Source organism: Bdellovibrio svalbardensis (assembly GCF_029531655.1).
GTDB classification, from domain to species: Bacteria; Bdellovibrionota; Bdellovibrionia; order Bdellovibrionales; family Bdellovibrionaceae; genus Bdellovibrio; species Bdellovibrio svalbardensis.
Genome location: NZ_JANRMI010000006.1, coordinates 57,504 through 83,268, shown reverse-complemented (window position 1 = coordinate 83,268; position 25,765 = coordinate 57,504). Strand labels below are relative to the sequence as shown.

The 25,765-nt window shown below is 46.1% G+C and carries 24 protein-coding genes; 10 read left to right on the top strand and 14 right to left on the bottom strand.

Going from position 1 to position 25,765, the window contains the following annotated elements:
- Positions 1-77: 77 nt before the first annotated feature.
- The 4 genes from NWE73_RS17295 to NWE73_RS17280 all read right to left on the bottom strand — a co-directional run bounded on the left by NWE73_RS17295 (position 78) and on the right by NWE73_RS17280 (position 5,428).
- On the bottom strand, positions 78-650 hold the full coding sequence (locus NWE73_RS17295; protein ID WP_277579618.1) for a lipocalin family protein: 573 nt from the start codon (positions 648-650) through the stop codon (positions 78-80).
- A gap of 53 nt (positions 651-703) precedes the next feature.
- The gene (locus NWE73_RS17290) at positions 704-1,036 is read right to left on the bottom strand and encodes a rhodanese-like domain-containing protein (protein ID WP_277579617.1); all 333 of its coding nucleotides are present in this window, start codon (positions 1,034-1,036) and stop codon (positions 704-706) included.
- 96 nt (positions 1,037-1,132) lie between these two features.
- Positions 1,133-2,779 (bottom strand): methyl-accepting chemotaxis protein, encoded by a 1,647-nt coding sequence (locus NWE73_RS17285; protein ID WP_277579616.1) that lies wholly within the window; start codon positions 2,777-2,779, stop codon positions 1,133-1,135.
- 216 nt (positions 2,780-2,995) lie between these two features.
- The gene (locus NWE73_RS17280) at positions 2,996-5,428 is read right to left on the bottom strand and encodes a cation-translocating P-type ATPase (protein ID WP_277579615.1); all 2,433 of its coding nucleotides are present in this window, start codon (positions 5,426-5,428) and stop codon (positions 2,996-2,998) included.
- Positions 5,429-5,583: 155 nt separating this feature from the next.
- Here NWE73_RS17280 and NWE73_RS17275 point away from each other — a divergent pair, with 155 nt between their 5' ends.
- The 5 genes from NWE73_RS17275 to NWE73_RS17255 all read left to right on the top strand — a co-directional run bounded on the left by NWE73_RS17275 (position 5,584) and on the right by NWE73_RS17255 (position 10,579).
- Positions 5,584-6,504, top strand: coding sequence for a universal stress protein (locus tag NWE73_RS17275; protein WP_277579614.1), 921 nt, complete (start codon positions 5,584-5,586; stop codon positions 6,502-6,504).
- 9 nt (positions 6,505-6,513) lie between these two features.
- Positions 6,514-7,050, top strand: coding sequence for a hypothetical protein (locus NWE73_RS17270; RefSeq protein WP_277579613.1), 537 nt, complete (start codon positions 6,514-6,516; stop codon positions 7,048-7,050).
- On the top strand, positions 7,050-8,459 hold the full coding sequence (locus tag NWE73_RS17265) for an MBL fold metallo-hydrolase RNA specificity domain-containing protein (protein WP_277579612.1): 1,410 nt from the start codon (positions 7,050-7,052) through the stop codon (positions 8,457-8,459). The genes NWE73_RS17270 and NWE73_RS17265 overlap by 1 nt, the downstream gene beginning before the upstream one ends.
- A gap of 102 nt (positions 8,460-8,561) precedes the next feature.
- Positions 8,562-9,830, top strand: a complete 1,269-nt coding sequence (locus NWE73_RS17260) for an acetyl-CoA hydrolase/transferase family protein (RefSeq protein WP_277579611.1) — start codon at positions 8,562-8,564, stop codon at positions 9,828-9,830.
- The gene (locus NWE73_RS17255; protein WP_277579610.1) at positions 9,827-10,579 is read left to right on the top strand and encodes a glucose 1-dehydrogenase; all 753 of its coding nucleotides are present in this window, start codon (positions 9,827-9,829) and stop codon (positions 10,577-10,579) included. The genes NWE73_RS17260 and NWE73_RS17255 overlap by 4 nt, the downstream gene beginning before the upstream one ends.
- Here the strand turns inward: NWE73_RS17255 and NWE73_RS17250 are convergent.
- The 3 genes from NWE73_RS17250 to NWE73_RS17240 all read right to left on the bottom strand — a co-directional run bounded on the left by NWE73_RS17250 (position 10,573) and on the right by NWE73_RS17240 (position 13,943).
- Positions 10,573-12,012, bottom strand: a complete 1,440-nt coding sequence (locus NWE73_RS17250; RefSeq protein ID WP_277579609.1) for a lytic transglycosylase domain-containing protein — start codon at positions 12,010-12,012, stop codon at positions 10,573-10,575. The genes NWE73_RS17255 and NWE73_RS17250 overlap by 7 nt on opposite strands.
- A gap of 166 nt (positions 12,013-12,178) precedes the next feature.
- Positions 12,179-13,498: an alkaline phosphatase D family protein gene (locus tag NWE73_RS17245; RefSeq protein WP_277579608.1), complete on the bottom strand. Its 1,320-nt coding sequence runs from the start codon at positions 13,496-13,498 to the stop codon at positions 12,179-12,181.
- Between the two features lie 106 nt (positions 13,499-13,604).
- Complete coding sequence (locus NWE73_RS17240) at positions 13,605-13,943, bottom strand: 4a-hydroxytetrahydrobiopterin dehydratase (RefSeq protein WP_277579607.1); 339 nt, start codon at positions 13,941-13,943, stop codon at positions 13,605-13,607.
- 179 nt (positions 13,944-14,122) lie between these two features.
- Here NWE73_RS17240 and NWE73_RS17235 point away from each other — a divergent pair, with 179 nt between their 5' ends.
- Entirely contained in the window at positions 14,123-14,974 is an 852-nt protein-coding gene (locus NWE73_RS17235; protein ID WP_277579606.1) for a radical SAM/SPASM domain-containing protein, read from the top strand.
- Positions 14,975-15,075: 101 nt separating this feature from the next.
- Here the strand turns inward: NWE73_RS17235 and NWE73_RS17230 are convergent, their stop codons facing one another.
- Positions 15,076-15,285: a hypothetical protein gene (locus NWE73_RS17230; protein WP_277579605.1), complete on the bottom strand. Its 210-nt coding sequence runs from the start codon at positions 15,283-15,285 to the stop codon at positions 15,076-15,078.
- Between the two features lie 178 nt (positions 15,286-15,463).
- On the opposite strand from NWE73_RS17230, the gene NWE73_RS17225 reads away from it, so the two are divergent.
- Complete coding sequence (locus NWE73_RS17225) at positions 15,464-15,970, top strand: hypothetical protein (protein ID WP_277579604.1); 507 nt, start codon at positions 15,464-15,466, stop codon at positions 15,968-15,970.
- 2 nt (positions 15,971-15,972) lie between these two features.
- Here NWE73_RS17225 and NWE73_RS17220 read toward each other — a convergent pair whose 3' ends face one another.
- Together NWE73_RS17220 and NWE73_RS17215 are read right to left on the bottom strand one after the other, a co-directional pair.
- Positions 15,973-16,773, bottom strand: coding sequence for a transporter substrate-binding domain-containing protein (locus NWE73_RS17220; RefSeq protein ID WP_277579603.1), 801 nt, complete (start codon positions 16,771-16,773; stop codon positions 15,973-15,975).
- Positions 16,774-16,895: 122 nt separating this feature from the next.
- Positions 16,896-17,114, bottom strand: a complete 219-nt coding sequence (locus tag NWE73_RS17215) for a hypothetical protein (protein WP_277579602.1) — start codon at positions 17,112-17,114, stop codon at positions 16,896-16,898.
- A gap of 169 nt (positions 17,115-17,283) precedes the next feature.
- Here NWE73_RS17215 and NWE73_RS17210 point away from each other — a divergent pair, with 169 nt between their 5' ends.
- Together NWE73_RS17210 and NWE73_RS17205 are read left to right on the top strand one after the other, a co-directional pair.
- Positions 17,284-18,060 (top strand): protein-glutamine glutaminase family protein, encoded by a 777-nt coding sequence (locus NWE73_RS17210; protein WP_277579601.1) that lies wholly within the window; start codon positions 17,284-17,286, stop codon positions 18,058-18,060.
- 125 nt (positions 18,061-18,185) lie between these two features.
- Positions 18,186-19,373: a hypothetical protein gene (locus tag NWE73_RS17205; RefSeq protein WP_277579600.1), complete on the top strand. Its 1,188-nt coding sequence runs from the start codon at positions 18,186-18,188 to the stop codon at positions 19,371-19,373.
- Here NWE73_RS17205 and NWE73_RS17200 read toward each other — a convergent pair.
- Positions 19,345-19,902: a hypothetical protein gene (locus NWE73_RS17200; RefSeq protein WP_277579599.1), complete on the bottom strand. Its 558-nt coding sequence runs from the start codon at positions 19,900-19,902 to the stop codon at positions 19,345-19,347. The two genes, NWE73_RS17205 and NWE73_RS17200, sit on opposite strands and share 29 nt — an antisense overlap.
- A gap of 52 nt (positions 19,903-19,954) precedes the next feature.
- Complete coding sequence (locus tag NWE73_RS17195; protein WP_277579598.1) at positions 19,955-20,683, bottom strand: DUF6279 family lipoprotein; 729 nt, start codon at positions 20,681-20,683, stop codon at positions 19,955-19,957.
- Between the two features lie 391 nt (positions 20,684-21,074).
- Between NWE73_RS17195 and NWE73_RS17190 the strand changes: the two genes are divergently transcribed.
- A complete protein-coding gene (locus tag NWE73_RS17190) occupies positions 21,075-22,478 on the top strand; it encodes a murein L,D-transpeptidase catalytic domain-containing protein (RefSeq protein ID WP_277579597.1) in 1,404 nt (467 codons plus the stop codon).
- A 60-nt stretch (positions 22,479-22,538) separates the two neighbouring features.
- Here the strand turns inward: NWE73_RS17190 and NWE73_RS17185 are convergent, their stop codons facing one another.
- Entirely contained in the window at positions 22,539-23,222 is a 684-nt protein-coding gene (locus NWE73_RS17185; RefSeq protein WP_277579596.1) for a response regulator, read from the bottom strand.
- A complete protein-coding gene (locus NWE73_RS17180) occupies positions 23,204-25,729 on the bottom strand; it encodes a PAS domain-containing hybrid sensor histidine kinase/response regulator (RefSeq protein ID WP_277579595.1) in 2,526 nt (841 codons plus the stop codon). Before NWE73_RS17180 ends, NWE73_RS17185 begins: the two co-directional genes overlap by 19 nt.
- Positions 25,730-25,765 lie beyond the last annotated feature (36 nt).

The following is a 25,765-nucleotide window of genomic DNA, read 5'->3' as shown; positions in this document are numbered from 1 at the left end:
TATTCGGTTTTTCAGCTTATTTGACCATTGGGCAAATGCCCCAAAGAGCGGTAATCACTGATCTTTGGGCATCTGCCTTATTTTTTGAACCACACTTGCGGAACTTTTTGAATCTTAGAGATGTCGTACCCCAGATTCTCTAATCGCGCCAAAATCTGCTGATACACGGCTTTATCCAGGGTGGAGTTCCTAGCCATGATCCACACATACTTTCTGCTTGGCACACCAATCACCGTGTAAGAGTAATCGGGGGCCAGATCGATCACCAGATAGGCAAACTTCAAGGGCCACCATGGTTGCACTCGCCATTCGGCATTGGTTTTTTTATCGTAGATCCAGGCTTTTTGTGGATATTTCTTCAACTCCCCCTCAGGGGTGAGTTTGTTGTAGCGGAAATCAACATCGATTCGTTGCTCTTTCTCATTCCAGCTATAACTTTCGATGGCATTTGTTGCACCTTCTTCGACAAAGGTTGGAATATTGGCGATGACATACCAGTCTCCCATGAACTTTGGAATATCAACGTGGGTGACGGTGTGAAGAGGTTCCTTATTTTCCGTTGTGGACTCCATAGTCGAGCAAGCTCCCAAAAGCACGGTGCTGAGAATTCCTAAAACCACTAGTCTAAAATGCTGTGTTCTTAAAAACATGATTCAGTATAGATTTTCTCAGCTTTAGAAGCTACATGACAAGTGACAAACATCTACTTCGTCAAAGTCTCAACTTTTAATGCTTTCTTGGCTTCTTCCAGCCCACCCAGGTTTTCCAAATGCTTAAACCCGAGATCCTTCATGATGCCAACGGCCTGTTGGGAGCGCTTGCCAGAGCGACAATAAACCTTGTAGCTGTCCTCACGGTCCAACTTAGCGACTTCTGTTTTAAAATTTTGATTTTTAACGTCGATGTTAATGGCCTGGGGAATGTGCCCTTCGGAATACTCTTCGGGTGTTCTAACATCAAGAAGGACTTCTTTTGCCTCTGCCCAAGAATGAAAACCGGTAAAAGCCAAAAGGAGAACGAGAAAGAGATTTTTCATTTCTATTCCTTGTTTAGAATTTCAATGACAATAGTTTCTTCGCCCTTGTTCTCCCGGCTCAATCAAATAACGATTCCTTGTTAGAATACTTGCCTACTAGAATCCACTAGTATCGCCAACTGAACGACGTTCAGACTCTGCAAGATCATCATCAAAAGGAATAACTTGGCTGGTTGCCTGAACTTTTTTCGGCGATGGCGACTTCGCTTTGACGACCCTCAACTGCGGTTTCACATTTTTTACAGAAGGAGCGGTCTTCAAAGAGATCTCTTTGGAGTCTGCACTGCCGCGAGCAGTTCCTTGCAAAATAGCATGCAATTGAGACACGGAACCTTCAAGCACACCCGCTTGATGCGCCATCTTTTCAGAAAACTGAGCAACTTCCTCGGATGCCTGCGCATTTTGCTGCACGGAAATATCCAGTTCAGTCATCGCTTTGGTAATTTGGGAAATACCTTCAGCCTGTTCGCTGCTGGCTGCGGCAATTTCATTATTCAAATCCGCCACTTTTTTGACGGAAGTTAGAATATTCTGCAACAGCACTTCGCTGCGATCGGCAATGGAGGATCCATTGTCCACTTTGCTCACACTGTCTTTAATCAGCTGATTGATATCCTTTGCTGCTGAGGCACTTCTTTGTGACAACGAACGAACAGCCTCCGCCACGACTGCGAAACCACGACCATGTTCACCCGCGCGAGCCGCTTCCACAGAGGCATTAAGTGCCAACAGATTTGTCTGGAAAGCAATATCATCGATAACATTGATGATCTCTTCGATCTTTTTCGAACTTGCAGAGATATCATGCATGGACTCAATCAAATTACGTATTTCCTTCTCACCATCCTGGGCAGACTGAATACTTGCCAGAGACAAGCTCGAAGCCGATTTAGAGTTATCAGCGTTGATCTTCACCATACTGGTGAGCTCTTCAATAGATGCCACAGTCTCTTCGAGTGCGCTTGCCGCCTGTGTTGAACCAGAAGAAGCTTGATGGCTGGCACTTGCCAATTGTCCACTCGCCTCCATCACTTGACCTTGGGTCTCAGAGATGGAATTCGAAATTTTCGATAAAGATGAATACAACTTAGATGACATGAACAATCCATAGATCAACAGACCAATGCCGCCAAAGATACTCAGAAGAATTACAGAATTCTGCCCCATCTCCGCCGCCGCATCTCCCGCCTCAATCTCTGCTTTTACTTGCGTGTTTAAAAGATTCGTTCCCTTCTCTACGTTTCGACTGAGATCGAATATTTTAGGAACCATTTCTGAGAAGATGATCGAAGTTGCTTCTTTATCTGATGCGATATCATTTTTTCGAAGTAACGCCAAAGAGCGTTCCAGCGGCACACCAATGTTCTCGGTGTCTTTTAGAACCGTTTCAAAGTCACTGCGCATTTCAGGGGATAAATGAAAGCTTGAAAACTTCTTAACCTCTTCCTTTAAAAGGTCATAGCGAGATTCCACTTCCTTAATTTTTTCTTCACGAATCTTTGCGTCGGAGATAGCGGCGCTCGTCCATATAAATCGCATTAAGGCATTGGCGTGAACCCGAATCAACAAGATCGACTCCGTCTTGGGCAATCGATCTTTGGCAATCATATTGGCTTCATGTTGCTGCTTATGCAAAGCCAATATCGAGACAAATGAAAGAGCCGCAAAAAATGCAATTGGCAGCAAAACCAACACTAAAAGTTTTGCGCGAATTCCTGAGAATACCGAAGCCTTCTTTTCCATAACCTGATCCTCTCTAACGTCCTATTAGTATTTTCTCCAGCTCCAGTTTCACACCAAGCAACAGAAAACAAGCTGATGGCCGTCATGATTGATTGATATTTTTTGAGAGTCATTTCAGATTCGGAAAAGGTCCTGTTTCAAATTGAGAATATGAGGCGCTGGTGTGCTGACTCAATGTCACTTATAGAATTCCTCTCACCTTCCCTGTGATAGAACTCATGACCGACGAGCCTTCCAAAACTCAAACCAGACTATGCTTATAAATGCACTACTCAATGCCAGCCCCAAATCCAGTGGATGCAGAAATGAAAACCGAAAAAGCGTTCTCAATGGTGGAACATAGAGAACCAAAAACAAAATTATGAGCGACCCCGCTATCACCCACCATAAAGCATCGTTCTTCACTCGCAGTTCTTGATACAAGCTGCGATTCCAAGAACGATTTATAAAGATCAGCCCCATGTTGGCAAATATAAGTGTCGTAAAAGTGAGCGTCCTCGCATCCAGCTCCCCAAGTCCCCGTTTCAGAGAAACCAGAAATACCGCCAATATAATGACATAGATAAAAACTCCCTGCAGCACACTGGGCACAATCAGCTTTCTGGAAAAAAACTTTTCATTTCGATTTCTGGGTTTTCGTTTCATGACATCTTCGGCCAATGGCTCCGATTCAAAAACCAAAGAACAGGCCGGCTCAATAATGAGATGTAAAAAGGCAACATGAACCGGCATAAGCACCAAGGGTAAGTTTAAGAATACGGGAAGTATTGAAATACCCATAATGGGAATATGAATCGCCAGAAGATAGCCGGCAGCAGCTTGCAAGTTATCATAGATTCCCCGCCCTGTGCGAATACCCTGCACAATAGAGGTAAAATCATCATCCACTAAAACCATCGAAGCCGCTTCTCGGGCCACATCGGTTCCTTTGAGTCCCATGGCAATTCCGATCTGCGCGGCCATCAAGGCTGGACCGTCGTTAACCCCATCTCCTGTCATGGCAACGACCTCACCTTGCCCTTGCAGGATCTGTACAATTCGCAACTTCTGCTCGGGAATCATTCTGGCAAAACAGTTTGTCCTTGTCAGTTGAAAGGCCAGTTCCTCATCCGACATCCGCTCCATTTCTTTTCCACTGAGAATCGCCTGTGGATTCTGCAAGCCAATCTGTTGGGCAATGATAGAGGCCGTCTTTGAATGATCCCCCGTCATCATCATCACCCGCACTCCGGCTTCGCTGCAAAGAGCGATGGATTCTTTGACTCCGGAGCGCACGGGATCGGCAAATCCCACTAAACCCAATAATTGCAGACGCAAGGCCTTCTGATCGGCGGGAAGCTCATTCTGCTTATAAGGTGCCGAGGCCACAGCTAAAATACGAAGCCCCTTCTGTGCCATACTATCGACCGCAACAAACACTTCTTTTTTTTCTGACTCGGTCAGGTGCGAAATCTGAACAACGGCCTCAGGAGCCCCCTTGGCGGCCACAAGGACCTCGCCCTGAGACTGTTGCCAAACATTGCTCATAGCAAAGAAATGCGAAGACAAGGAAAACTGGAAGACAAGCTTACCCACCATGTTTTTATTTTCAATTTGAAATTTTGAATCAGCTTCGGCAATGGCACGTTCCATCGGGTCAAATGAGTAGGCATTCGATGCTAATGAAGCGATATGTATTATTTCATCCTTGGATTGCGAAACTCTGCCTAACGATAGAACTTCTTGAATTTCCATCTTATTCAATGTGATCGTGCCCGTCTTATCCACGCACAGAACAGTCGTGGCACCAATATTTTCCACGGCATGAAGTCTGCGGGTCAAAACGTTCCGCTGAGCAATCCGCCTGGTCCCCAGTGCTAGAAATATTGTCAAAACTGCAGGTAATTCATTCGGCAGAATCGCCATTGCCAATGTTAAGCCCACTAAGATTCCGCCCAACACATTCTTGGACAAGAGCGCATAAGCCACGGCGGTCACAATACAAAGAAGAATTGCCACCACGGACAAACGCTTCACAACCTGACGACTTTCCAATTTCAACAATGTTTCCTCAGACCGACCTGCCGTCAGCAACACACCAATTTTTCCCATTTTAGTGTGAAAACCAGTCGCCACTACTTGTGCAATTAATTGTCCACGCACCAAAGTCGTTCCCGCCCAAACAGAGGATTGCAAATCTTTTTCTACGGGGAAAGATTCCCCCGTCAGTAGCGATTCATCAGCCTGGACATTGAGCGATTCAATAGCTATCGCATCAGCGGGGACAATATCTCCTTCGCTCAACTGAATAAGATCGTCGACGACAAGTTCTGTCGCCGGAATTTTTGTTTTCACACCATCCCGAATAACCCACGCTCTGGGGCTCGACAGCCTCCTTAGGGCCGTCAAAGCATTCTCGGTCTTCCTCTCTTGATACAGAGTAATAAAAATAATTAAAGCCCAGAAACCCATCAGAATAAAGGCTTCCTGTCGATCACCTATCAAGGCGTAAACAATTCCGCATGCCGCCAACAGGCTGCTCATGGGCTCTTTTAAGATTTCCAATAGATGTCGAAAAAATGTGCGTGGTTTAACCGAAGGCAATTCATTGAGGCCGTCTCTTTTCAAGCGGTTCAAGGCTTCTTCATGACTTAAACCTTGTGGACCCAAAAGACTCCCCCCGGGATAAAGAAAATATTGTCCCCTGATTCCACACTCACTGAAACCTGTTTTATTACAGCGGGCTCAATGCGATCACACAGAACATCTTCATTTCTATTGAGCCCCAAGACCTTTCATCAAAAAATATACTGAAGGAAGTGTCTATGCCACCTACAAAAGTTCTGCTCACGGATGACATTAGCAGTCTCTCAGTCAAGGGAAGAAAAAGATCCCATCAGCTGCGAAATCTAGCAGCTCATCTTTGCCAAGCTCTCGAGGCGCAGCTGCATTTTCTGTATGTTGAGGACATTCCTGAGCATTTGCGAAAAAGAAAACTCTTGGCTCCGCTGGACAAGCGCAGCCCGCAGATGATTACGCAGTTGAAAGAAGACCTCGACAAGGTTTCGCCTGAAAGTGAAGTCCATATCGAGTCGGGCCATCCCCTCGAAGGAATCTTAAAGTGGATCAAGAAAAATTCCCCAAACCTGGTTGTCATTGGAACCCGGGGGCTCAGTGGAATAGGAAAAATATTTCTAGGCAGTGTGGCGGAAGAGGTCATCAGACACAGCACCGTCCCTGTCGTCGTGGTAGGTCCGAAAGTAAAAAAAGCGGGCTTCGCCACAAAGGGGAAAAAGCAACGCATTCTGCTACTGACAGACCTCACATCTGCCAGCAAACCCGCTGAAGATTTTGCCCGAAAGTTGGCGAAGTCCACCGATGCAAGGGTCACCATCTTTCACTCGGTGGGTGATGCAATCATGCATGTCAAAGAGGTATTCTTACACAGTCGAATTCCGATTTACTCTTTAGACAAACAAATTGCTGAGATGAAACGCTGGGGCCGGGAAGAAACCACAAAAAGAGTCGACCAATTCAAAAAAGACGGCATTGTCACAACCGGCCAAGTGGTCACAGAAGAACGCGAAATAGAAAAAGAACTAAAGCGCGAATTGGAAAGTGACTACGATCTTTTAATCATGGGTACGCATAGCAGAAACAAACTTTTGACATCCTTCCTGGGAAGCACCGCTCGCAATGCCTGCCTGACCTCACCTGTCCCTGTCGTGGTTGTTCGTTCTATTTAAAGGTGACTTATGAATGTCATAGAAATTCACATCAAAGAGGTGCCTCAGCTCTTCGACTCAAGAGATCCGGCACCCTTTCATGAAAGAGATCTAGACAGTTCCTTTGCAAACTATCTGATCGCGTGCGCCGAGGAAAGTAAAACCCGGTCCAAGTATTTTCGCATTCAGATTGATATCGACGAACGACACCCGACAATTGATGAAGAAAAGATTTCCGCAGCCATCCATTCCTATTTCAAATACCAAATCGAACTCAAACGTCTGGAGTTTACACGGACCATGCGCATGGCACGTCTTTTTTTACTGTTTGGCTTGATCATTTTATTTCTGTGTTTATCCATCGCCCAAATTTTGCAAAACATTGAGTCGGACTTTATCAAAACATCTCTGCGCGAAGGCGTCGTGATCTTCGGCTGGGTTTCCCTATGGAAACCCCTGGAGGTTTTTCTTTTTGATTGGTACCCAATCTACGACAAGATTCGGCTATATCGAAAAATTTTTGCCTCGCAAATTAATATTTTATTTAACGCTAAGGAGACTCTCTAATGGAGATTACTTTTTTGGGTGCAGCTGGAACAGTCACAGGATCCAAATACTTGCTTCGCTCTGAACGAGCGAATGTTTTGATTGATTGCGGGATGTTTCAAGGTCTGAAGGAGTTTCGCGTACTAAACTGGGATGTCTTGCCCGTTGATATTGCCCATATTGACGCCGTTATACTCACACATGCCCATCTCGATCACTGTGGGTATTTACCACGTTTGGTTAAAAGTGGATTTCAAGGACCGATCTATGGGACCGAAGCCACCATTGAGCTTGCGAAGGTCGTCCTTCTTGATGCGGCCAAGATTCAAGAGGAGGACGCCGCTCACGCCAACAAGCATGGCTTTTCGAAACACCATCCTGCCCTGCCACTGTATGACTCCACGGATGTTGAGGCGACTTTTCCACTTTTTAAACATCAGCCTTTCCATACGAAATTTGCTTTGAAAGATCTGGAATTTTATTTCTCTGAAGCGGGACATATTCTTGGCGCCGCCTCTGTCATGGTTTCTTATCGCAAAACCAGTATCTTATTTTCAGGTGATATCGGCAGAAAACAAGATCCCATCATGCGTCCGCCAGAGCTTCCTCGTGCCTGTGACTATATCGTCATGGAATCCACCTATGGCGACCGACCTCATCGCGGCCCTGCCAGCAAAGAAGTCCTTCGTGATTTGGTCAACAAGATCCATCAACGTAAAAGTATCCTGCTGATTCCCGCTTTTGCCATCGGTCGTTCCCAGAATTTACTGATTGAGCTTATCGAACTTCGCCATAGTGGACAAATCCCCAAAGAGATTCCCATCTATCTAAACACCCCGATGGGACAAGAGGTGACTCGGCTTTATCGAACCTACGCCTCTTTGCTGAAAGTTTCATCTCAGAAAATTGAAGAGCTCTTCAAGGAAGTTCACTTCATCAAATCCGCCGATGAGTCCCGGTCCCTGAATGAAAAATCGGGTCCCATGATCATCATCGCGGCAAGTGGCATGCTCTCCGGGGGGCGTATTCTTTACCACCTCGAAGCCTTTGGCGATAATAAGAACAACATCATTCTTTTGGCTGGTTTTCAAAGTGCCGGCACACGGGGATGGGCTTTAGCCAATGGGTGCACTGAGGTCAAAATCCACGGTCGCTTTACCCAAATTAATGCTGAAGTTATAACTTCAGATTCTTTCTCGGCTCATGCCGACCAGAAGGAACTTTTAGAATGGGTTAAAGCCGCCCGACAGCGCCCCGAAAAAGTTTTTTTAGTCCACGGTGAACCGTCAGCTGCAAGTGAACTTGGGCATCGTATTATCAATCAAATTGGTTTTTCCGTTTATATTCCGAAAATGAACGAACGCGTGAAACTTGAAAAAATGAAAGCCGTGACCTTCGCAGAGCCGCCATCTTATGATCCACAAATTTAGATTGGAGACAAGCTCCCCTCAAATGACAGCGTCTGAACCTGATTGAAAGCAAATCCAAGATTTTCCAACCCCAAAGATTCATAATAGAAATCGGCGGTTCTTGTGAAATCAAACAATGCCTTCGATGTCCTTCAATATGTGCAATCACATCAGCGAATCTTTATTCACGGAGGCGCGGCGACTCCCATGGTACTCACCAAAGCTCTTGTCGAGCATGCTCCTCGTTTGAAAGATGTGGAACTCATTCATATACATACGATGGATCAGGCAACCTACGCCGATGAAAAATTCGCAGGCAGTTTTAGAGTGGCAAATCTTTTTGTCGGACCGAATATGCGCCCTAAAATGAAAGAGGGCCGGGTCGACTATCTCCCCTGCTTCCTTTCTGAAATTCCGAACTTGTTTCGCTCTGGCAAAAGGCCCTTGGATGTCGCGCTTATCCACGTATCACCTCCCGATATACATGGTTACTGTACGTTGGGGACCAGTGTCGACGTGGCTCGGGCTGCCATTGATTCCGCAAAGATCATCATTGCTCAGATCAACAAGAAAATGCCTCGTGTGCATGGTGATGGGTTTATTCACATGGATCGCATTGCTCATTTCATTGAAATCGACGAACCTCTGCCGGAGTCTTTACCAGGCCCTTTGGGTAAGGATGAGCTGGCCATTGGCAAATATATCGCAGATCTGATTGAAGATGGTTCAACCTTGCAAATTGGCATTGGCAGCATTCCAGACGCAGCTTTGGCCAATTTGAAAGACCGAAGGCATCTGGGGTTGCATTCAGAAATGTGGTCCGATGGGGCTCTTGAACTTCTCAAATGCGGTGCCATCGACAACTCGCAAAAAAAAGTTCACGCTGGGAAAACCGTTTCGGGCTTTGTCATCGGCAGCCAGGCTCTGTATGACTTTATCCATGACAATCCCAGTGTCGAACAATTGGATATTGGCTATGTCAATAATCCGACAACGATTGCGCGAAATCCAAAGGTGATTGCAATCAACTCCGCGGTGGAAATAGATCTGACGGGACAAATCTGTGCCGACTCTGTGGGCTCAAAAATCATATCTGGTGTGGGAGGGCAAATGGACTTCATGCGTGGCGCCACTCTCTCTCCTGGCGGAAAGCCCATCATTGCGTTGACCAGCAGAACCCGCAAAGGAATCTCCCGCATCGTCCCCACCTTAAAAGTCGGCGCGGGGGTTGTTACAACCAGAGCCCATGTCCACTACGTGGTCACTGAATATGGAATCGCAGATCTCTATGGAAAAACTTTGCACGAGCGGGCGCTGGCCTTGATCGCTATCGCACACCCAGAAGATCGTGTAGCCCTTGAGAAATCTTGGTACAACAAGGAGAGTTTATGAAAAATGGAGCCGCCTTTATTACCGGTGCAGGTTCTGGCATTGGCAGAGCCACTGCCATCACATATGCGAAAGCGGGAATCCCTGTTGCCGTCGTGGATGTTTCAGAAGAAGGAGCGCGAGAAACGCTATCTCTGATTCGATCCAGCACCGACGTTCCAGCAGAGGCCTTCAGTTGTGACGTGACTATTGATGGAGACATCAATAAAGCCTTTTTCGCAGCGGTCGAAAGATTTGGTCGAATCCAATATGCCTTCAACAATGCCGGAGTCGAAGGCTTTGCCTGTTCCTTTCAAGACGCCACAGACGAAAATTGGGACGGCGTTATCAATGTCAACTTACGTGGTGTTTGGATGTGCATGAAGTACGAACTTTTTCATATGGCCAAAGCCGGTGGCGGCTCGATCGTGAATTGCTCTTCCATTGCAGGAATTGTGGGCTTCACACAAATGGCACCTTATGTTGCCAGCAAACACGGAGTCCTGGGGCTGACTAAAGTTGCCGCTCTGGAATATGCAAAACAAAACATTCGGGTCAATGCAGTCTGCCCCGGAGTTATTCAAACCCCTATGGTTGACCGCTTTCTAAAGCATGAACCTGAAAGCAAATCACAGTTTATTCAGGCCACCCCTTTGGGACGACTTGGAACACCGGAGGAAATTGCAGAGGCAGCACTTTGGTTGAATTCAGACAAGGCCTCCTTCGTTACAGGTCAGGCCTTGGTTGCAGATGGTGGCTGGGTGATTCAATAGTTCAAATCACCCAATACTTGTGGTTTGGTAAGAATAGATTGATAAACTTTGTAATTACGGGTGACCAAGCGCACGTACTCGCGAGTTTCCGTGTATGGGATCATTTCAACAAATAGATCAATGTTGTTGGTTGGATAGCGCTTTTGCCACTGACGAACGATCCCAGGACCTGCATTGTAAGCAGCTAACGCCAATTCAACAGAACCAAATTCATTGATCAGTCGAGCCAGGAACTCAGAACCTGCGTGAATATTTGCGCCAGGACTTAAAAGTTGCTTAGGCTGTTTCACACCAAAGATTCGTGCCGTTGGATAAATGAGCTGCATCAGACCTGATGCCTTTGCCCGACTTCGCGCCGATGGGTTGAAGGCACTCTCTTGTCTGATCAATGCTTTCACCAATACTGGATCGGCGCTCTTGCTGTTCTCGACAATTTCCTTCCAATAACGAACCGGGAACAAAAGACCAGCCACCGATGGAGATAACATTTCAGGATGGTCTGCTAAATAGCGATGCAACGTCTGGAAGACTGACAGGTCTGCGCCGCTGAAACTCATCATGACTAACATTGAAGTTTGGAATGGCAAAGGCAGGCTTCTGAACTTTTCATAGTTCAACTTGCTTGCGAGATACTTAACTGTTTCAGCTTTGCCTTTTTCATTCAGCTCAATGAAGGAAACTAACAAACGATCCCAATCCTCTGAGCCGCTGGAGGTCGATAGATACCATTGAGGTCTGATATGCTCAGACTTATTTGCATCCTCCAAAAGAATGCCGTAGCCACCCCATGGGTTTCTATTGCTTGCCTCTTTAGAGGACGAGCACAGGCTGTGTAAGTAAGCCAAACGATCATTCACACCGCGGTCTGAACTCGCTGGGAACATATTCAAATATTCCTCGGCCTTCGGGCACTCCCCTTTTTGAATAGAAAAAACTGCCAAACGGAATAGGCTTTCATTCTTTGAAACTGCCGGACAGCTCAGAATCTTTTCATGCAGATTTTGTGAGACCGCACTGGCCTCTGTTGCCGGGAAATCCAACTCTAAAGAAAAACCAAGGGCCTGACTTTCAACAGCTTTGCTGCATTCAAAATCTGCCAGCAGTTGATGTCCGCGACTGGTTTTTTTAGCAAGGCTCCAATTGCGGAACTTCTTCAAATACTGTTGCTGTTGGTTTTTTTCTTTTGAAGAAACCTGCACGGTCTTTTCAGCCTTTAACGACTGCGGCAAAGATGCTGCAGGATCTTTCCCATTCAGCCCTTCAAATCCCTGCACTGAAGACTGCGCTCGCAATTGCGCCAAAGTCGGAGCAGCTCCCTGTTGCAAAGCTTGGCTCAACTCTAGAGCCCCCGCTGGAACAACCATCGCCGGCTCGCGCGACTTCGTCGCACAACCTGTCACCAATAAGAATGAAAGAATAAATAATTTGCGCATATGTACCTATCGGAATTTTAGCGAATTCCGCGGGCCAGTTTAACAATATTTGTTGTAAGCTATGCGCGTTAATAGAAATAAAAAGCCCCTTAAGCCCAAGATGCCCCACGCCTTAAGGACAGAGCTTCTGCCTGTCTCAAAGTGAGACCTGGATGACTGTCCGGCCTTATCTGATCACGCGCCCTTGATGGGTGAATAGATTTTGGCCAAATCGACCATAAGATTGAGTTAGAGTTTTCAATCCCCCATCCACAACGGATGAGTTGATAATGAGATAATTATGATGCCAGGAGTACTCAACGCGACGATCATTGCGCATGATCTCCCCCAGCGGAATCGCGAAGCTATGGATGGAGCTGGAGGTGATCTCGAACGTCTTGTAACCAAGAATTCTCGGCTCCAGTTCCAGAATCTCGCTGAAATGAATATCTCCCGAACCTAAAATCACGGGAGCTGAGATCTGAGACAATTTCTTCAGCACGTCTTTGAGATTGGCCGTATAATCTTTCAACATCGACTCTTGCTTGTAGTAGTTTCCAAAATATTGACTGCCATTGAGGATCCAACTCGGTTTGCTGTTTTCTCCAAGTCGCGCTAAGAAATCCTCTTGTTGATCACGGCCCCAATGCAGGCCTCTGCTCAACCCAGGATCGTCTCTGAAGTATCTATCATCCATAAAGAAAAAACGCTGCCCAAAGCCGGTGAATATCGAACTCACACCATAGCCCCGCTTGAATCCATCGACTTCTCTACTTCCCCAAAATAAATCAAATATCCGGCGTGCTGCTTCTTTCAAATGAAAGTTTTTATTGGCGTTGTTCTTGCCATAATCATGATCATCCCAGGTTGCCAGGGTTGGAATGAGAAAGGGCTGACGAAAATGATGCAACAAAGAGCGGGTTTCGCAATATCGCTTCCACAAGCCATCGGCGGTTCCATCACTGAACGTGTCTGCATAGACGGTGTCGCCAATGGCAAAAATCATTTCAGGACGATGAGCAAAGAGCCGACTCCACATATTTTTACGCTGATAGAAATACATGTCATCCATACAGCTGACCAAAGCAAAACGTAATGATTTCTTTGTGGTCAAAGGCAGGGCTTTGAAAATTCTCTCGTCTAAAATAGTCCCTCGGTCTTTATCTATCACCCGCAGGCGATAGCGTTCCTCCGAACGCAAGTTTTGCACAAAGAGCTTGTCTATCCCGCAATCAAAACCTTTTCGCGTAGCATGATCCCAGAGCTGCACAGGAACATCCCTTCCCTGGGAATCCAGCACGCGATAGGCATAGGGCATTTTGCCTAAGGTCAGCACGGTGAACTGTGAAGTCGTGGCATTGGTCATATGCTGACAAATCGGAATGTCGCCGGTAAAGAGCGAGCCCAATGCCTCAGCAACCGATCCGAAGGCTTGCGTAGATAGTGCCGACGAAATAGCCAGAGCTTTGGCAGAAATATTTAGAAACTCTCGGCGCGAAATGGTCATCGTTGGCTCCTTCAGAATTCACACAATTCAGTGAACTGAAGGCCTAGACCAGGGTCAATGTGACCAGTGAAAAGTCAAACTTTCGGACTGGCATATGACATGACTTTCAATGAATTAGCGCATCAACCTTCGCGGCGCAAATGAAGTCGTTTTCCGAAACTCCACCCCGCCCCTCATTCACTGAATGTGTATCAAACTTAACAACACAGCGATTATAAGTGATAATCAGCTCGGGGTGATGATCTTCGGCGTGAATGATATAGGCTAAGGCATTAACAAACGCGATCGTTTCATAGTAGTTCTTAAAAGAGAACGCTTTTACTATTTTGCCTTCTTGCAAACTCCAACCTTCAAGGGCAGCCAGGTATTTGCGAATTTCCACTTCGCTCATCCCCCGGGTCTGTGGGTGACTCTTTTTACCAATCAGATCTTGAACTATTTCCATAGGGATCTCCTTGCCAATGCCCCACCTGGGGTCTCGATCTGATCTTAGGAATAAAATAGAGTCAATCGGCGCCCGCAGACCCTGAAGAGATACAATGGAATTGATTCCCCCATCGAACTTTGCTAGGTTCGGGCCAACCAAGAGAGTCGCCCATCAGACAAAAACGCCGTTTCAACAAAGTGAATATCGAGATCAGCAATATCTGCAACTTGCAATGCAGCTTTTGCCCTCCTGTTGAGCGCGAAAAAGGCATGATGAGTCTTGAGATCTTCCGTTCCGTCATTTCTCAGGTGGCGCCCTTAACCGACCAGGTGACTCTGCATTTAATGGGCGATCCCCTCGTTCATCCGAAGCTTGCTGAATTTATTGATGTCTGTGCAGAATTCCAGACACCGATCTTTTTGGTCACCAATGGCGTTCTAATGAACGGGGTCAAAGAAGAACTCCTGCTTCATCCGATTATTCGCCAGGTGAATTTCTCTTTACATAGCTTCCATGATAATTATGGCGATAAAGATCCCACTATTTATTTGAACAAAATTTTTAAATTCACTGAGCGCGCCTTTGCGGAACGACCTGAGCTTTACATTAACTATCGCCTATGGAATTTGGATGAGCCTCTGGGCGTTGGAGCCCATAATCGTTCGATGCTGGATCGAGTGGGCCAACACTTTCAGTTTGCCTTCAATCAAGACATTGATGTTCGTCGCAATAAGAGTGTGCGCATCAAGAACCGTCTGCACTTGCACTTTGATACAGAGTTCACTTGGCCCGCGTTGGATCTTCCCATCTTGGGCGAGCGCGGCACCTGCTATGGTCTCTCCAGCCACTTTGGTGTGCTTGCCGATGGCACAGTCGTTCCATGCTGCCTGGATAAGGAAGGTAAAATTCCTTTGGGCAACGTCAAGGAACAGGCTATTGAAGAGATCTTGGGCAATGAACGCTCGCAAAAAATTCTTAAAGGATTCAAAGACAATAAGCTTGTCGAAAATCTTTGTCAGCGCTGCCAGTATATCACGCGCTTTAATTAAAAATAAAAAGGCGAAGACTGTGACGTCTTCGCCTGGGAATTTTCCTTTATGCTATTGAAAAGTTTATCGGACCTTCACGAGCCTCACTTCACTGCTATTTTTTAGGCTTGGGAGGGGCTTTGAGCTTGAAGTTGCTCTGTCGAATCGTTGGATGCAATGGCAACTTCAGTTCCCTGAAGGATTCTTAAGAGTCGTTTACGCAACATTTTTTCGCTGATCGAAGCCTCCTTAATTTCACCGTTAAAGTTATGGCTTTCGCCGTGGGAAATGGAACTTATCAATAACATCAATGTTATTATCGTGAAGCGCATCCTTGGCCTCCTATATTGTAGACCCGCAAATAGACCGTCGGGGTTAAAACAATGACCATGCCATTCGAAATGCTGATAAACACCTGAAACTACTTAGTATTTGTTCTTTCACACACAAGGGGTTTTGCTTTTAATATCGCAAAAAAATCAACTTACCCTAAATCCTGGGAGAATATCTATGAGAACATCTTCGGGAAAATTTCTTGCTCTGCTTTTGCTGGGCCTTCTGAACCTTGCCCACGCGCAGGCACAAACTCTGATCAATGTTGGTTCCACTCCCCTTCAAGTCTCGACGTCGATCAGTCCGGCAATCCCTGATGAAGACCTGAAGGCCATTGGTGAATTACTGCATCAGTTCACCACCACCCTGAGCGCTCAGGATTTCAACGCCCATCTTAAGCTCTACCACTTTCCCAATGCTCGATTTACAAAAGGAAAAGTTTCGTATTTTCGAAAAGTGAAAGACCTGCCTAGCAATGATTTACGGGTTGGACTGAGCGGAGATTTCAAAAGCAGTGACTGGGCGTCTTTGGAAATCATCCAGGCGGGAGCGGACAAGGTTCATGTCATAACCATATTGAGACGTTTGCGTAAGGACGGCAGCGAAATCAATCGCACCTCGGGGCTCTATATTCTTGAGAAGATTAAGAATCAATGGGGTATTCGAGGAAGCTCTGTCTTTTAAAACTAAAATTTATAGTACGTCTTAAGATCTTCCGCGGGGACATAGTGAAGAAGAATCTTTTCAATCGACCCGTCAGTTCGCATCCCTTCAATAGCTTTCGCAAATTGATCACGCTCTTCAGGGGACACACGTTTCTTCGAAAGCATTAAAGCCACCGTCAGCCGGAAAGCAGGGTCACGTATAGCTACTGAAGTCTTAAGAATATCTTTGGCTTCAATCATCCGATGTAAAAAAGCAGGACTTGTAAAGATAGCCTGAACTTTGCCTTTGGCAAGCATATGACCATTCATCTCGATCTTTGAACTGTAGGCGATTCGACTTTCTGCCGCAAGCATTCGGAGCTCGTCAGGGCTATACCAATAATTAGAAATCGACAAAGCGCCAAATTTAATTTTTGAACTCTTTAAATAGTCTTGAACATTCCAAGCTGGTTTATAGAACTTTCTATCAACCAGAAGAATTCTGCTGGTCGAATAAATGATTTGCTCGTCCGCCACTTTCCTAAAGGATTCGTTCGTAAATGAAAAAGCAAAGATATCCAGGCGATAGTTCTGCAATTCCACCAAGGCCTTTTCGGGGGACAGAGGAACTTCGTCAAATACGCAATTCACGCGTTTTTTAATTTCATCCAATAACTCAGTCGCCATCCCCGGCAAAGCACTCTTACCATTGATTGAGCTTTTTCTTTTGAGTTGGTCTTCGGCAACTCCCAAAGAATAGCTGCGTTTACAGTTACCCGCTGCGTGTGAATGCACGCCAACGAAAATCAACATTATTGAAAGGAACATCTTTAGACTGTTCATAGTGGTATTCTATCTTTGAGTCCAAAAGAGGACCAAGTAGAACTTGTCATTTGAGGGCAGCTCACCAAGCTGCGACAAAACACATTCTTGTGAAGTCACCAATGCAAATTCAAAGGGGCTGCCTAGGTACGAAAGAAAAAGAAGTAAATGGCACCCACAACGAGCCCCGCTAACAATATGAAAATCTCGGTGTTCATAAATATTTTTAAAGGGCTGTCCTTCAGATCATTGGTTTTATGATCTCGTTCCGTCATGCCTTCCGTGGCTTCAAATTTCTCTGTTGCCTCTGGAACTTCGGCAATCTTTGAAGCAACTTTTCTTGATTGAGGCTCTAGATCCATAAGACCCCCTAATAATTAATCTGGTATTAACCTGATAATTAAGCCTAGGTCGCATAAAGATGAAACTCAATTTGCTTTGTCGAAAAGCATCTCATCTTGGGACAGGACCTGGCAATTTTACTGGGAAATACAGTGAGGTCCTGACCTTTCTCTGCCGAAAAGAAGAGTGATGAAGTTTTTGAAGCTCGCATTTCTATTCTTACTTGGCGCAATTCCAGCTCAAGCGGACGACCTCAAGTCATTTGCCGCAGGTCTGGATCAGACACTCCGACATGTCAACCGTTCGGGGTATAGCAAGCCCTGCTCGTCAGAGGAGTTCACGACCTCTTCTTCCCGCCTTGGAGTCTATCAAGGAAAGAAAGTCACGATTGTAAGTGAAGCGGATGCTCAGAAAATATTTGCAGATCTCAAGAACCATAGTGAAATCCCCTATGACTTTTCGTTCGGGGGCTGCGAGGAAAGAGCCCATGAAATGTCGCGACTTATGATGCTCAAAGGAATCACTCCGTTAAAGGGTTTTGCATCGGTTGATGAAAGCAAAGCCCCGCGCTTGCAAATCCCACATCCCACAAAAAAGGGTGAATACATCCAATGGAAATACCATGTCGCTCCGGTGATTTTGGTGGCTAAAAATGGCGAACTGGTGCCCTACACCCTGGACCCTTCACTTGCTAAGAAGGCAATTCCCACGTCGGAGTGGCTTGCCGAGATGACTCGACACGATCCCAAAATGAAAGTAAAAATGACCTTTGCCCCGGCAATGCAATACGATGTCGACGGCCGAATCAGAATCAACATGACCGACAAAGATTTCAATCAGTCCATACAAGACACACTGAAAGATCTCAAGAAGAAGAGCCAAGATCCCAACGGTGAAGCTGAGTACTACTTCGAGAAAACTCGCATCGAGGAAACCGTCAACATGATGGATTCAGGTGGCTATTGATCTTCAAAAGCCTGCCTTTTGACAGGCTCTATCCCCTCAATTCTTAGATTTCATCAACGTCATTACGAACTCAAGCCATCATGCTTCTATGATCTACTTCGATAATTCGATGAGGCGAAGATTCAATGATAGTTGCAATTCAAACATTCCTATTCTGGGCACTCACCCTTCTGTCTTTCCCGGCTTGGAGCGAAACTCCCCTGCGGGGTTTGAGAGTCGATCCCGCGTACTTTTCCAGCCTCTATCCGGAAATGAATGCGCAACAGATTGCCAACCTGGTGGTCAATGAGGCGGCAACGGCAGGTGCGACCGCTTTGTTTCTATATGCCTACAGTTCCTTACACGGTTCTTTCTATCTGACAAGCTATCCACTCACTGAAATTGAAGAGCCCATGGGCAGCGAAAATATATTTTCTTTGGTCTATACGGCCGCACGCTCTCGCGGACTTAAAGTCATTGCCGTCATTCCAATTAACGACTTCAAACTTGTTTGGCAGGAACACCCTGGCTGGCGCTCAAAGCTTTCGAATGGAGAAGACTATAAGCCCTTTGTGCGCACTCATCATCTTTCCGCATGGCATCCCGAATTCCGACTCTGGCTGAAAGGATTTGTCACGGATCTTCTCAATAAGTTTCCAGGCCTCTATGCGATTGAAGTTGTCGAGCCCACAGTGGATTGTTTTTGGACGGGAGCCCCTGACTACAACCCCGCAGCCAATGCCGCATTCAAAAAGAAATTTCCAAAAGGAAAACTCGGCGATGAGAATTGGAGAAAGATCCGGGCCTTGGGAATGACAGAACTTATTGCCAGCGTGGCTCGCACCGCTCACGCCCACAATATTCGGGCTGCCGTCGTGCAAACCTGGCCTTCAGGATACGACGGCAAATTGCTCACTTCGGATCAAGTCCGTGACCAAGTTGGATTTGATTTTGATGGAGCATTGAATCTCAAAGGTCCCGAAAAAATAGATATTTTGACTGGTGAATTTCTATGGCAACAATGGGCCGCGGAATACGGTGGCGAGGTCTTCACCCCTGCCTGGACTCAAAAAGCTGCCCATGACTTTGTTTCTTTCGTCCGAAACCGAAGTACACCCATTATCCATGTTGAGATTTCTCCTTGGTATGGACAAACCACTACAGTCAACCCAACAATCGAAGAATTCAAAGACACATTAAAGTCTATCAACAACATGGGCCTGGGCATTGATGTTTACGATCACAGTCAGATTGAAGGTCGCCAAGCCTGGTCCGCTCTGGGCAATTGGATTCGCACCGAGCGCCCTACTGAGAACACCAAGGCCGCGGAGTGATTACCTTCGTGATCTCGTTGGAGCGCATATATAGAAATTCATTCCCTACGGTGAGTTTAAGACGCTGGCGATTCTGGGAACTTGAAGCCACTGTACGAATTTGTCCATAGCCATTTCCATCGGTCATCGTCGTTCCGGCAACTCCCTTGAGTTGCCATTTCACGGGACGCCCCGCAATCGGAGTCACATCGCTCTCTGTCAGGACGGTTGATATTGTTCCTTCGGAATCGCGGCATAAAAGACGAAAATGAAGAACGACAAAATATTCCTTATGGCAGTTCTGAGAACGAGAATATCCAAAGCCCGCATCACAGGTATTAAATGATTTTTCTGTAAAACCCAAGGTTTCAGGATCGCGATCAAGTTGCAAATATGTTTGCAAAGCATTGTAGTCAATCGAAGGTCCCCCTTCATCTCTTGAATGCATTGGAGCTGTGGACTCTTTGCTCGTCGATTTCTTTGCCGTGGTACAACCTGTGACAGCACCAAAGATCATACAGCTGACAACGACCCGCACAACTTTCAACATATCTCCCCCTCTGTCTTATGATACAGAGAAAGCCTAAACTTCATAGAGTTTTTTAGGGCCTTTTTGCCAATTGCTCTAACTTGTCGGCGCGAACAATCAGATACTCCTGAAGTCGGTTCTTTTGCTCCGGACTTAAGCTGATCCAAAATGAATCAAGGAAATTTTGAAATTCCTTTTCATAAGCAGTAACAGCTGTGGCATAGGTGGGAATCCTGATCTTCGGATATTCTGAAACAAAATCCTCTGAGAACTTGCGCAATTGCACGGGATCTTGATGGACCGCCATAAAACGATTCAAAATAGCTTCCTTATTCTTTATCTTTTCATTCCAAGGGAATGGATGCTCTCGAGTAAACTGGGCGATGCTTTGCTGCTGTGCCGTCGTTAAGTCACCCACCCAAAATTCAAGGCCACGTTTGTATCGGCCAATCAGCTCTTCATTTAATACCTCAGGCGGCGCCAGCTTTGTCTCAGAGATTTCTTTTTCCGCTTTCGTCTTAAAGGTCTTCAGTTGGGGTTCTTTCAACGAGGTTATTAATTTTACGGTGGAACCTTTGAAGTAAGTACTGGCCTCCAGGTACTCCTTCTGCAAGTCTGCATACGCCGCGGACATCACTTTCTTGTTATCAGACTTCTGACTGCTCTTTTCAATCTCCCGCAAAGTTTTTGCGATCTGCTTAAAGCGCGCCTTACGCAGGCGATCTAAATCCGCATCGATATTTTGCTCCAGCTGCTCATGCTGTTTTGTATCCAGATCGAAATACTGATCAATCTGGGTCATTGATGAGCCCCCGAGATACAGAAAGTCATCCAGAAATGTTCTGCGTGATCCGCATCCTGAAATCAGAAAGATCCCCAAGGTCGAGAGCAAAAGAAGTTTTATATTCATCTCTTAAGCCTAAAATTTCCTGCGCACGAACGGCTAGGTCTGCAGGTAAAATACATGCCCACTGTGAAAATACAAGCTCAGGCGTTTTCCGAAAATGCAGTGGAAACAAATATTAACTTTGGTTTGTTTCCGAGTCTTCCGTATTGACGAACATGAATCAAAACCACAACCGCTCTCGTATAACCTCCGCACAAGGTCTTATTTTTATTAATTCCGCAATGTAATTTTCCATTCTGCAATTCTTCCCGGGTACGGTTTGTTATCGCACAATCCGGAGGGAATAATGACGATTAATGTAAAACGACATACACTCTTCGCACGTTTCAGAAATACGATCCTAGCCACTTCACTTTTAACCTTAGCCGCTTGTGGCAACGGCTCACACACTAACCAAAATGGAGAAACTGTCCTGCCAGACGAAACGACTCAAGAACAAGTCGTGGAAACACCTTTGGCAGACGAGTCTCAGAAAGTTGCAGATGATATTGCTGTTGAAACCACTGCTACGTCGGATCGCGCTGCGATTCTTGCTAAATATGCTTATCTCGATCCTAAGCACCTTGTTCCTACAAAGGCTCTCGAAGATGCGGTAGTTTACTTCGAACAAAATAAATCCAAATTCAGCAACCGCAACTATATTTCAGTCATCAACTATGGACAAAGCTCTAAAGAAGCGCGCTTCTATATGGTTGATATGAACAGCGGCGGAGTTTGGGCCATTCATACAGCTCATGGTAAAGGCTCGGATGCCAATCATGATGGTTACGCAGAAAAATTCAGCAACACTTCTGGATCCAACGCAAGCTCTTTGGGTTACATGAGAACGGGTGAAACTTACATTGGCTCACATGGCCTCTCTTTGAAACTTGATGGTCTTTCATCAACAAATTCAAATGTTCGTGCCCGCTCTATCGTTATCCATCCTGCTGCATACGTTTCTGAAGCCAGTGTGATTCAGGGGCGTAGCTGGGGTTGCCCGGCTGTCCTTCCCGCTTACCGCGATAAAGTGATCGCTGCCTTGAAAAATGGAAGCTTGATCTATGCTGTTGTGGACAAAGGCACTCGCGATCGAGACTGGTCCTCGGGCACGGTAACCACTCCGACTCCGACACCCACTCCCAATCCACCAGCTGAACCAACAACCCGTGAAGTCGTTCCTCTGTGGGAAGCGAAAGTATCTGGAAGCAGCGCATGGACAGCCCACGTTGAAAGCGAGCTGGACAGAATTGGTCAAAATCTACTCAATGTGGTTCCTGCGGATCAAAGTTTGTTTTGTCCAAAATACAGCAAACTTACGACGGCTCAACGTAAACAATACTGGTCCTTCTTGATTTCATCCATGGTACGTTTTGAAAGTAATTTTAACACCAACACCACTTACACTGAAAACTTCAACGACAGTAATGGCAACCGCGTGGTCAGTCGTGGACTTTTGCAAATTTCAATTGAAAGTGGCAACGCCTACGGTTGTGCTTTTAAAACGACCAAGGACTTACATGATCCAAAGCAAAATCTTAGCTGCGGCATCAGAATCCTCGATCGTTGGATTGGTCGTGACAAAAGAATTGCTGGAAATGTCAGTGGCTGGAAAGGTGGCGCGAGATACTGGTCCGTTCTTCGCAGCACCAATTCAACACCTTATAACTCCATCGTTAACGGCAGCAAAAACTTAGCAATGTGCAAATAAGATTGTTCTAATTAAATTCAAAGGCACACAACTGTAGAATGTTGTGTGCCTTTTTTTTATTTAAATTGATTTTTTGCGAATCCAAAGACGGAGCGGCGTCAATTCCTTTTCGGTCAGCCCCACAAATTGAGCATGAATCTTAAAGCCACTGTCTGGGCCCGCCAGTTCTTCGCACGAATCCACACGCAGTGGCATCTTTTCAATTCCAATGTCAGCAAAGACCGGACTATTTAAGCGCACAATTCGCCCCAGTGGCATCGGCGTATTTGAATGTAAAGTGAATCCCATCTCCGAAACAGAAACCACTTCAGTCTTCGTCTCCCATTCTGCTTTGAAACTGACCGGGGCTTCAATAAACTTCATGGCATTGGCTGACTCAATCGATAAGAGATTGCGAATCTTAGCCAATAGTAGTTCTGGATCAATAGGTTTTACGACGTAATCATTCACCCCAGATTCAATGCCCTTTTCAACGTCACTTTTTTCGCGTTTTCCGGTCAACAGAATGACCGGAAGATTTGCGACCTTGGGCTGCTTACGAATGGTGCGGGTCAATGCATAGCCATCCCCGCCTCCCGGCATGATCGCATCGGTGATAACCAAATCAAAGGGCTCTGTTGCCAAATGATGAAGGGCATCGATCGCATTCGTCGCGGCAACCACAATATGCCCCTCTGGACTTAGAAGAGCCTCTAAGGTCATCAAGACACTTTTTTGATCGTCGACTATGAGGATTTTTGCCATATCATTTTCCTCTTATTCAGTTCATTCAGACTTCTCGTGTAGTGCAATTCAATTTGAGCGACAAGTTCTTTCGCTTTCTGTGAGTTATTACAGTCTTCAATTTCCTGGCAGAGCTCAGCGAGAGGCTTTGCCCCTAACGAAGCGCTAGCGGACTTCAATGCATGAGCGGCCTCTGAAACTGCCTGTAATTCGCCGGTGCTCGCTGCCTCATTCATGGTCTGAATCAATCCCGGCGCCGACAGCTCAAAATCTTCGATGAGGGCCGCAATCAAGTTCTGATCCTTCACGACAAACTTTTGCAACTTTTCAATAACGCTCAAATCAATCACTTCAACATTTGGCTGCAGCCAGCGATGCAAGACCTCAATCAACCTTGAAAGTTCTAAAGGTTTGGCCAGATAGTCATCCATTCCGGCCTCTTTATAAGTATGCTCTTCAGAACTGACGCCATTTGCAGTCAAAGCTATAATTGGAGTTCTGTTTCGCTGCGCTTCTGATTCGAACTTTCGGATTTCACGGGTCGATTCAAAGCCGTTCATGACCGGCATCTGACAGTCCATAAAAACGAGATCATAGTTGCCGGTCCGGACTTTATCCAATGCCAACCGCCCCTGCGCCGCGATCTCGACCGTTAGGCCCAACTTCTGCAAATAACTGATCGCCACCCGCTGATTCACGAGTTGATCTTCCGCCACCAAAACGTGACCTTTAAACAACTTCGCAAATGCCACTTCCGAACTGCGTGGCAAATCCTGAGCTTGGCACTGCGGCAACTCCACCGTGAACCAGAAAGTCGAACCCGCCTGGAAGACACTTTCCACGCCAATACTTCCCCCCATCAGATCCACTAACTGCTTTGAAATGGAAAGGCCCAAGCCAGTGCCGCCCACCTTCATGCCATCTTTGGTTTGAAAATATTTTTGAAAGAGAGACTTGCGATCTTCTTCGCGAAGACCTGGCCCTGTGTCCTTCACTTCAAAGCGCAATAAAGACTTTCCATTTTTCTGATTAAACTGTGAGATCGCCAACTCCACAGTCCCTACCGACGTAAACTTGACGGCATTGCCTAGCAGATTCACCAAAACCTGACGCAAGCGTCCTTGATCCCCGATAAAGTTCCAAGCCGAGCGCTCGTTCATGGTCAATTCAAAATGAATACCTTTTTCTGAAACGACGGGCTTAAAGATCTCTGTCATATCACGAACCAAAAATCTTAAATCAAAAGGCTGAGGGTCAAGTGAGATCTTGCCTGCTTCAATTTTCGAATAATCCAGAATGTCATTGATGAGCATCAAGAGAGACTCCGCCGATCTCTTCACTGTTCCGACGTATTCCTTCTGTTCTTCATTCAGCGAGGTGTCTGCCAACAGCGTGGTCATACCAATCACACCGTTCATTGGCGTGCGGATCTCATGGCTCATGGCTGCCAGGAAATCAGACTTTTTCAAAGAAGCTTCGACCGCCGCTTCCCGGGCCTTCTGATATTCTTTTTCAATTTGCTTTCGGCGCGTGATATCACGGAAAACCACCAGGGCTCCACGAATACTGCCATCGATATCGTTAATGCAGCGACTGCTTAAACTGATATACATCCCTTCTGGATGTGCAGCATTTTTGACAAAGATCTCCAGATCGTCCACCGTCTCTCCGTACAAGGCTTTATAAAACGGCAATTCCTCTTTGCTGAACGGGACTCCGGTGGTGACGTTATAGAAGCCAAGCTCGTGCAAGCTCCAATCATTGAAGACATCTTTAATTCTGGTGCCGACAATTCTTTGCGCAGCCGCATTATACTGAGTAAAGTGGCCGTCTTGGTCGATCACTATCAAGGCCTCACTCATGCTAGCCAAAAGCGTGTCTAAAAAGAGCGAGCGATTTTTTAAGGTTAAAGATTCGGATTTCTGCTCCAAGAATTCATCGCGATGCCATTGACGACTGATAAACATGGTAATGAACAACAGCAATGCAACCAAAGCGGCGCACTCGGCCTTTGAAAGGCTCACACCACCAAATTTTAAAAATGCTGTCTTAGGTGCCAAAGACACCTTCAAAAGACCTTCTGCTGTTTGGTAGAGTTTATCAGCTTGTGCTGGATTTCGGCTGATCTTACCTGCCGTGAGCTCTTTATTTAAATTATCGAACTCACCCCAAACCAGTTGATTGAAATGATACACCGGAAGTTGTTGCTCAGGATTTTCTTTGACCCCTTGGGTAAGCTCCACCATTTTGGTGTTCACCAGAGTCACTTGCTGATTGTAAACCTGAAGATCCTCATTCGACCGCGTTTTCAGGTAGCTTCGTTGATGCAATTTTGCTTTATCGAAAATCTTCACCAAATCTTTGACTGACTTTGCCGCCTCATCACTTAATGGTGTGATTGGTGCGGACGCGGTTTCAAAAAGCTTGGTATCCTGAAATAACGAAAAAGCCAGTGCCAGCAAGGCGACCAGGCTTAATTCCACCCCCCAACGGGAGATCAAAGTTTTCAGGTAAGATGCCGAATCCATATGCAGCTTATCGGCATTTTGGTTTAGTTTATCCAC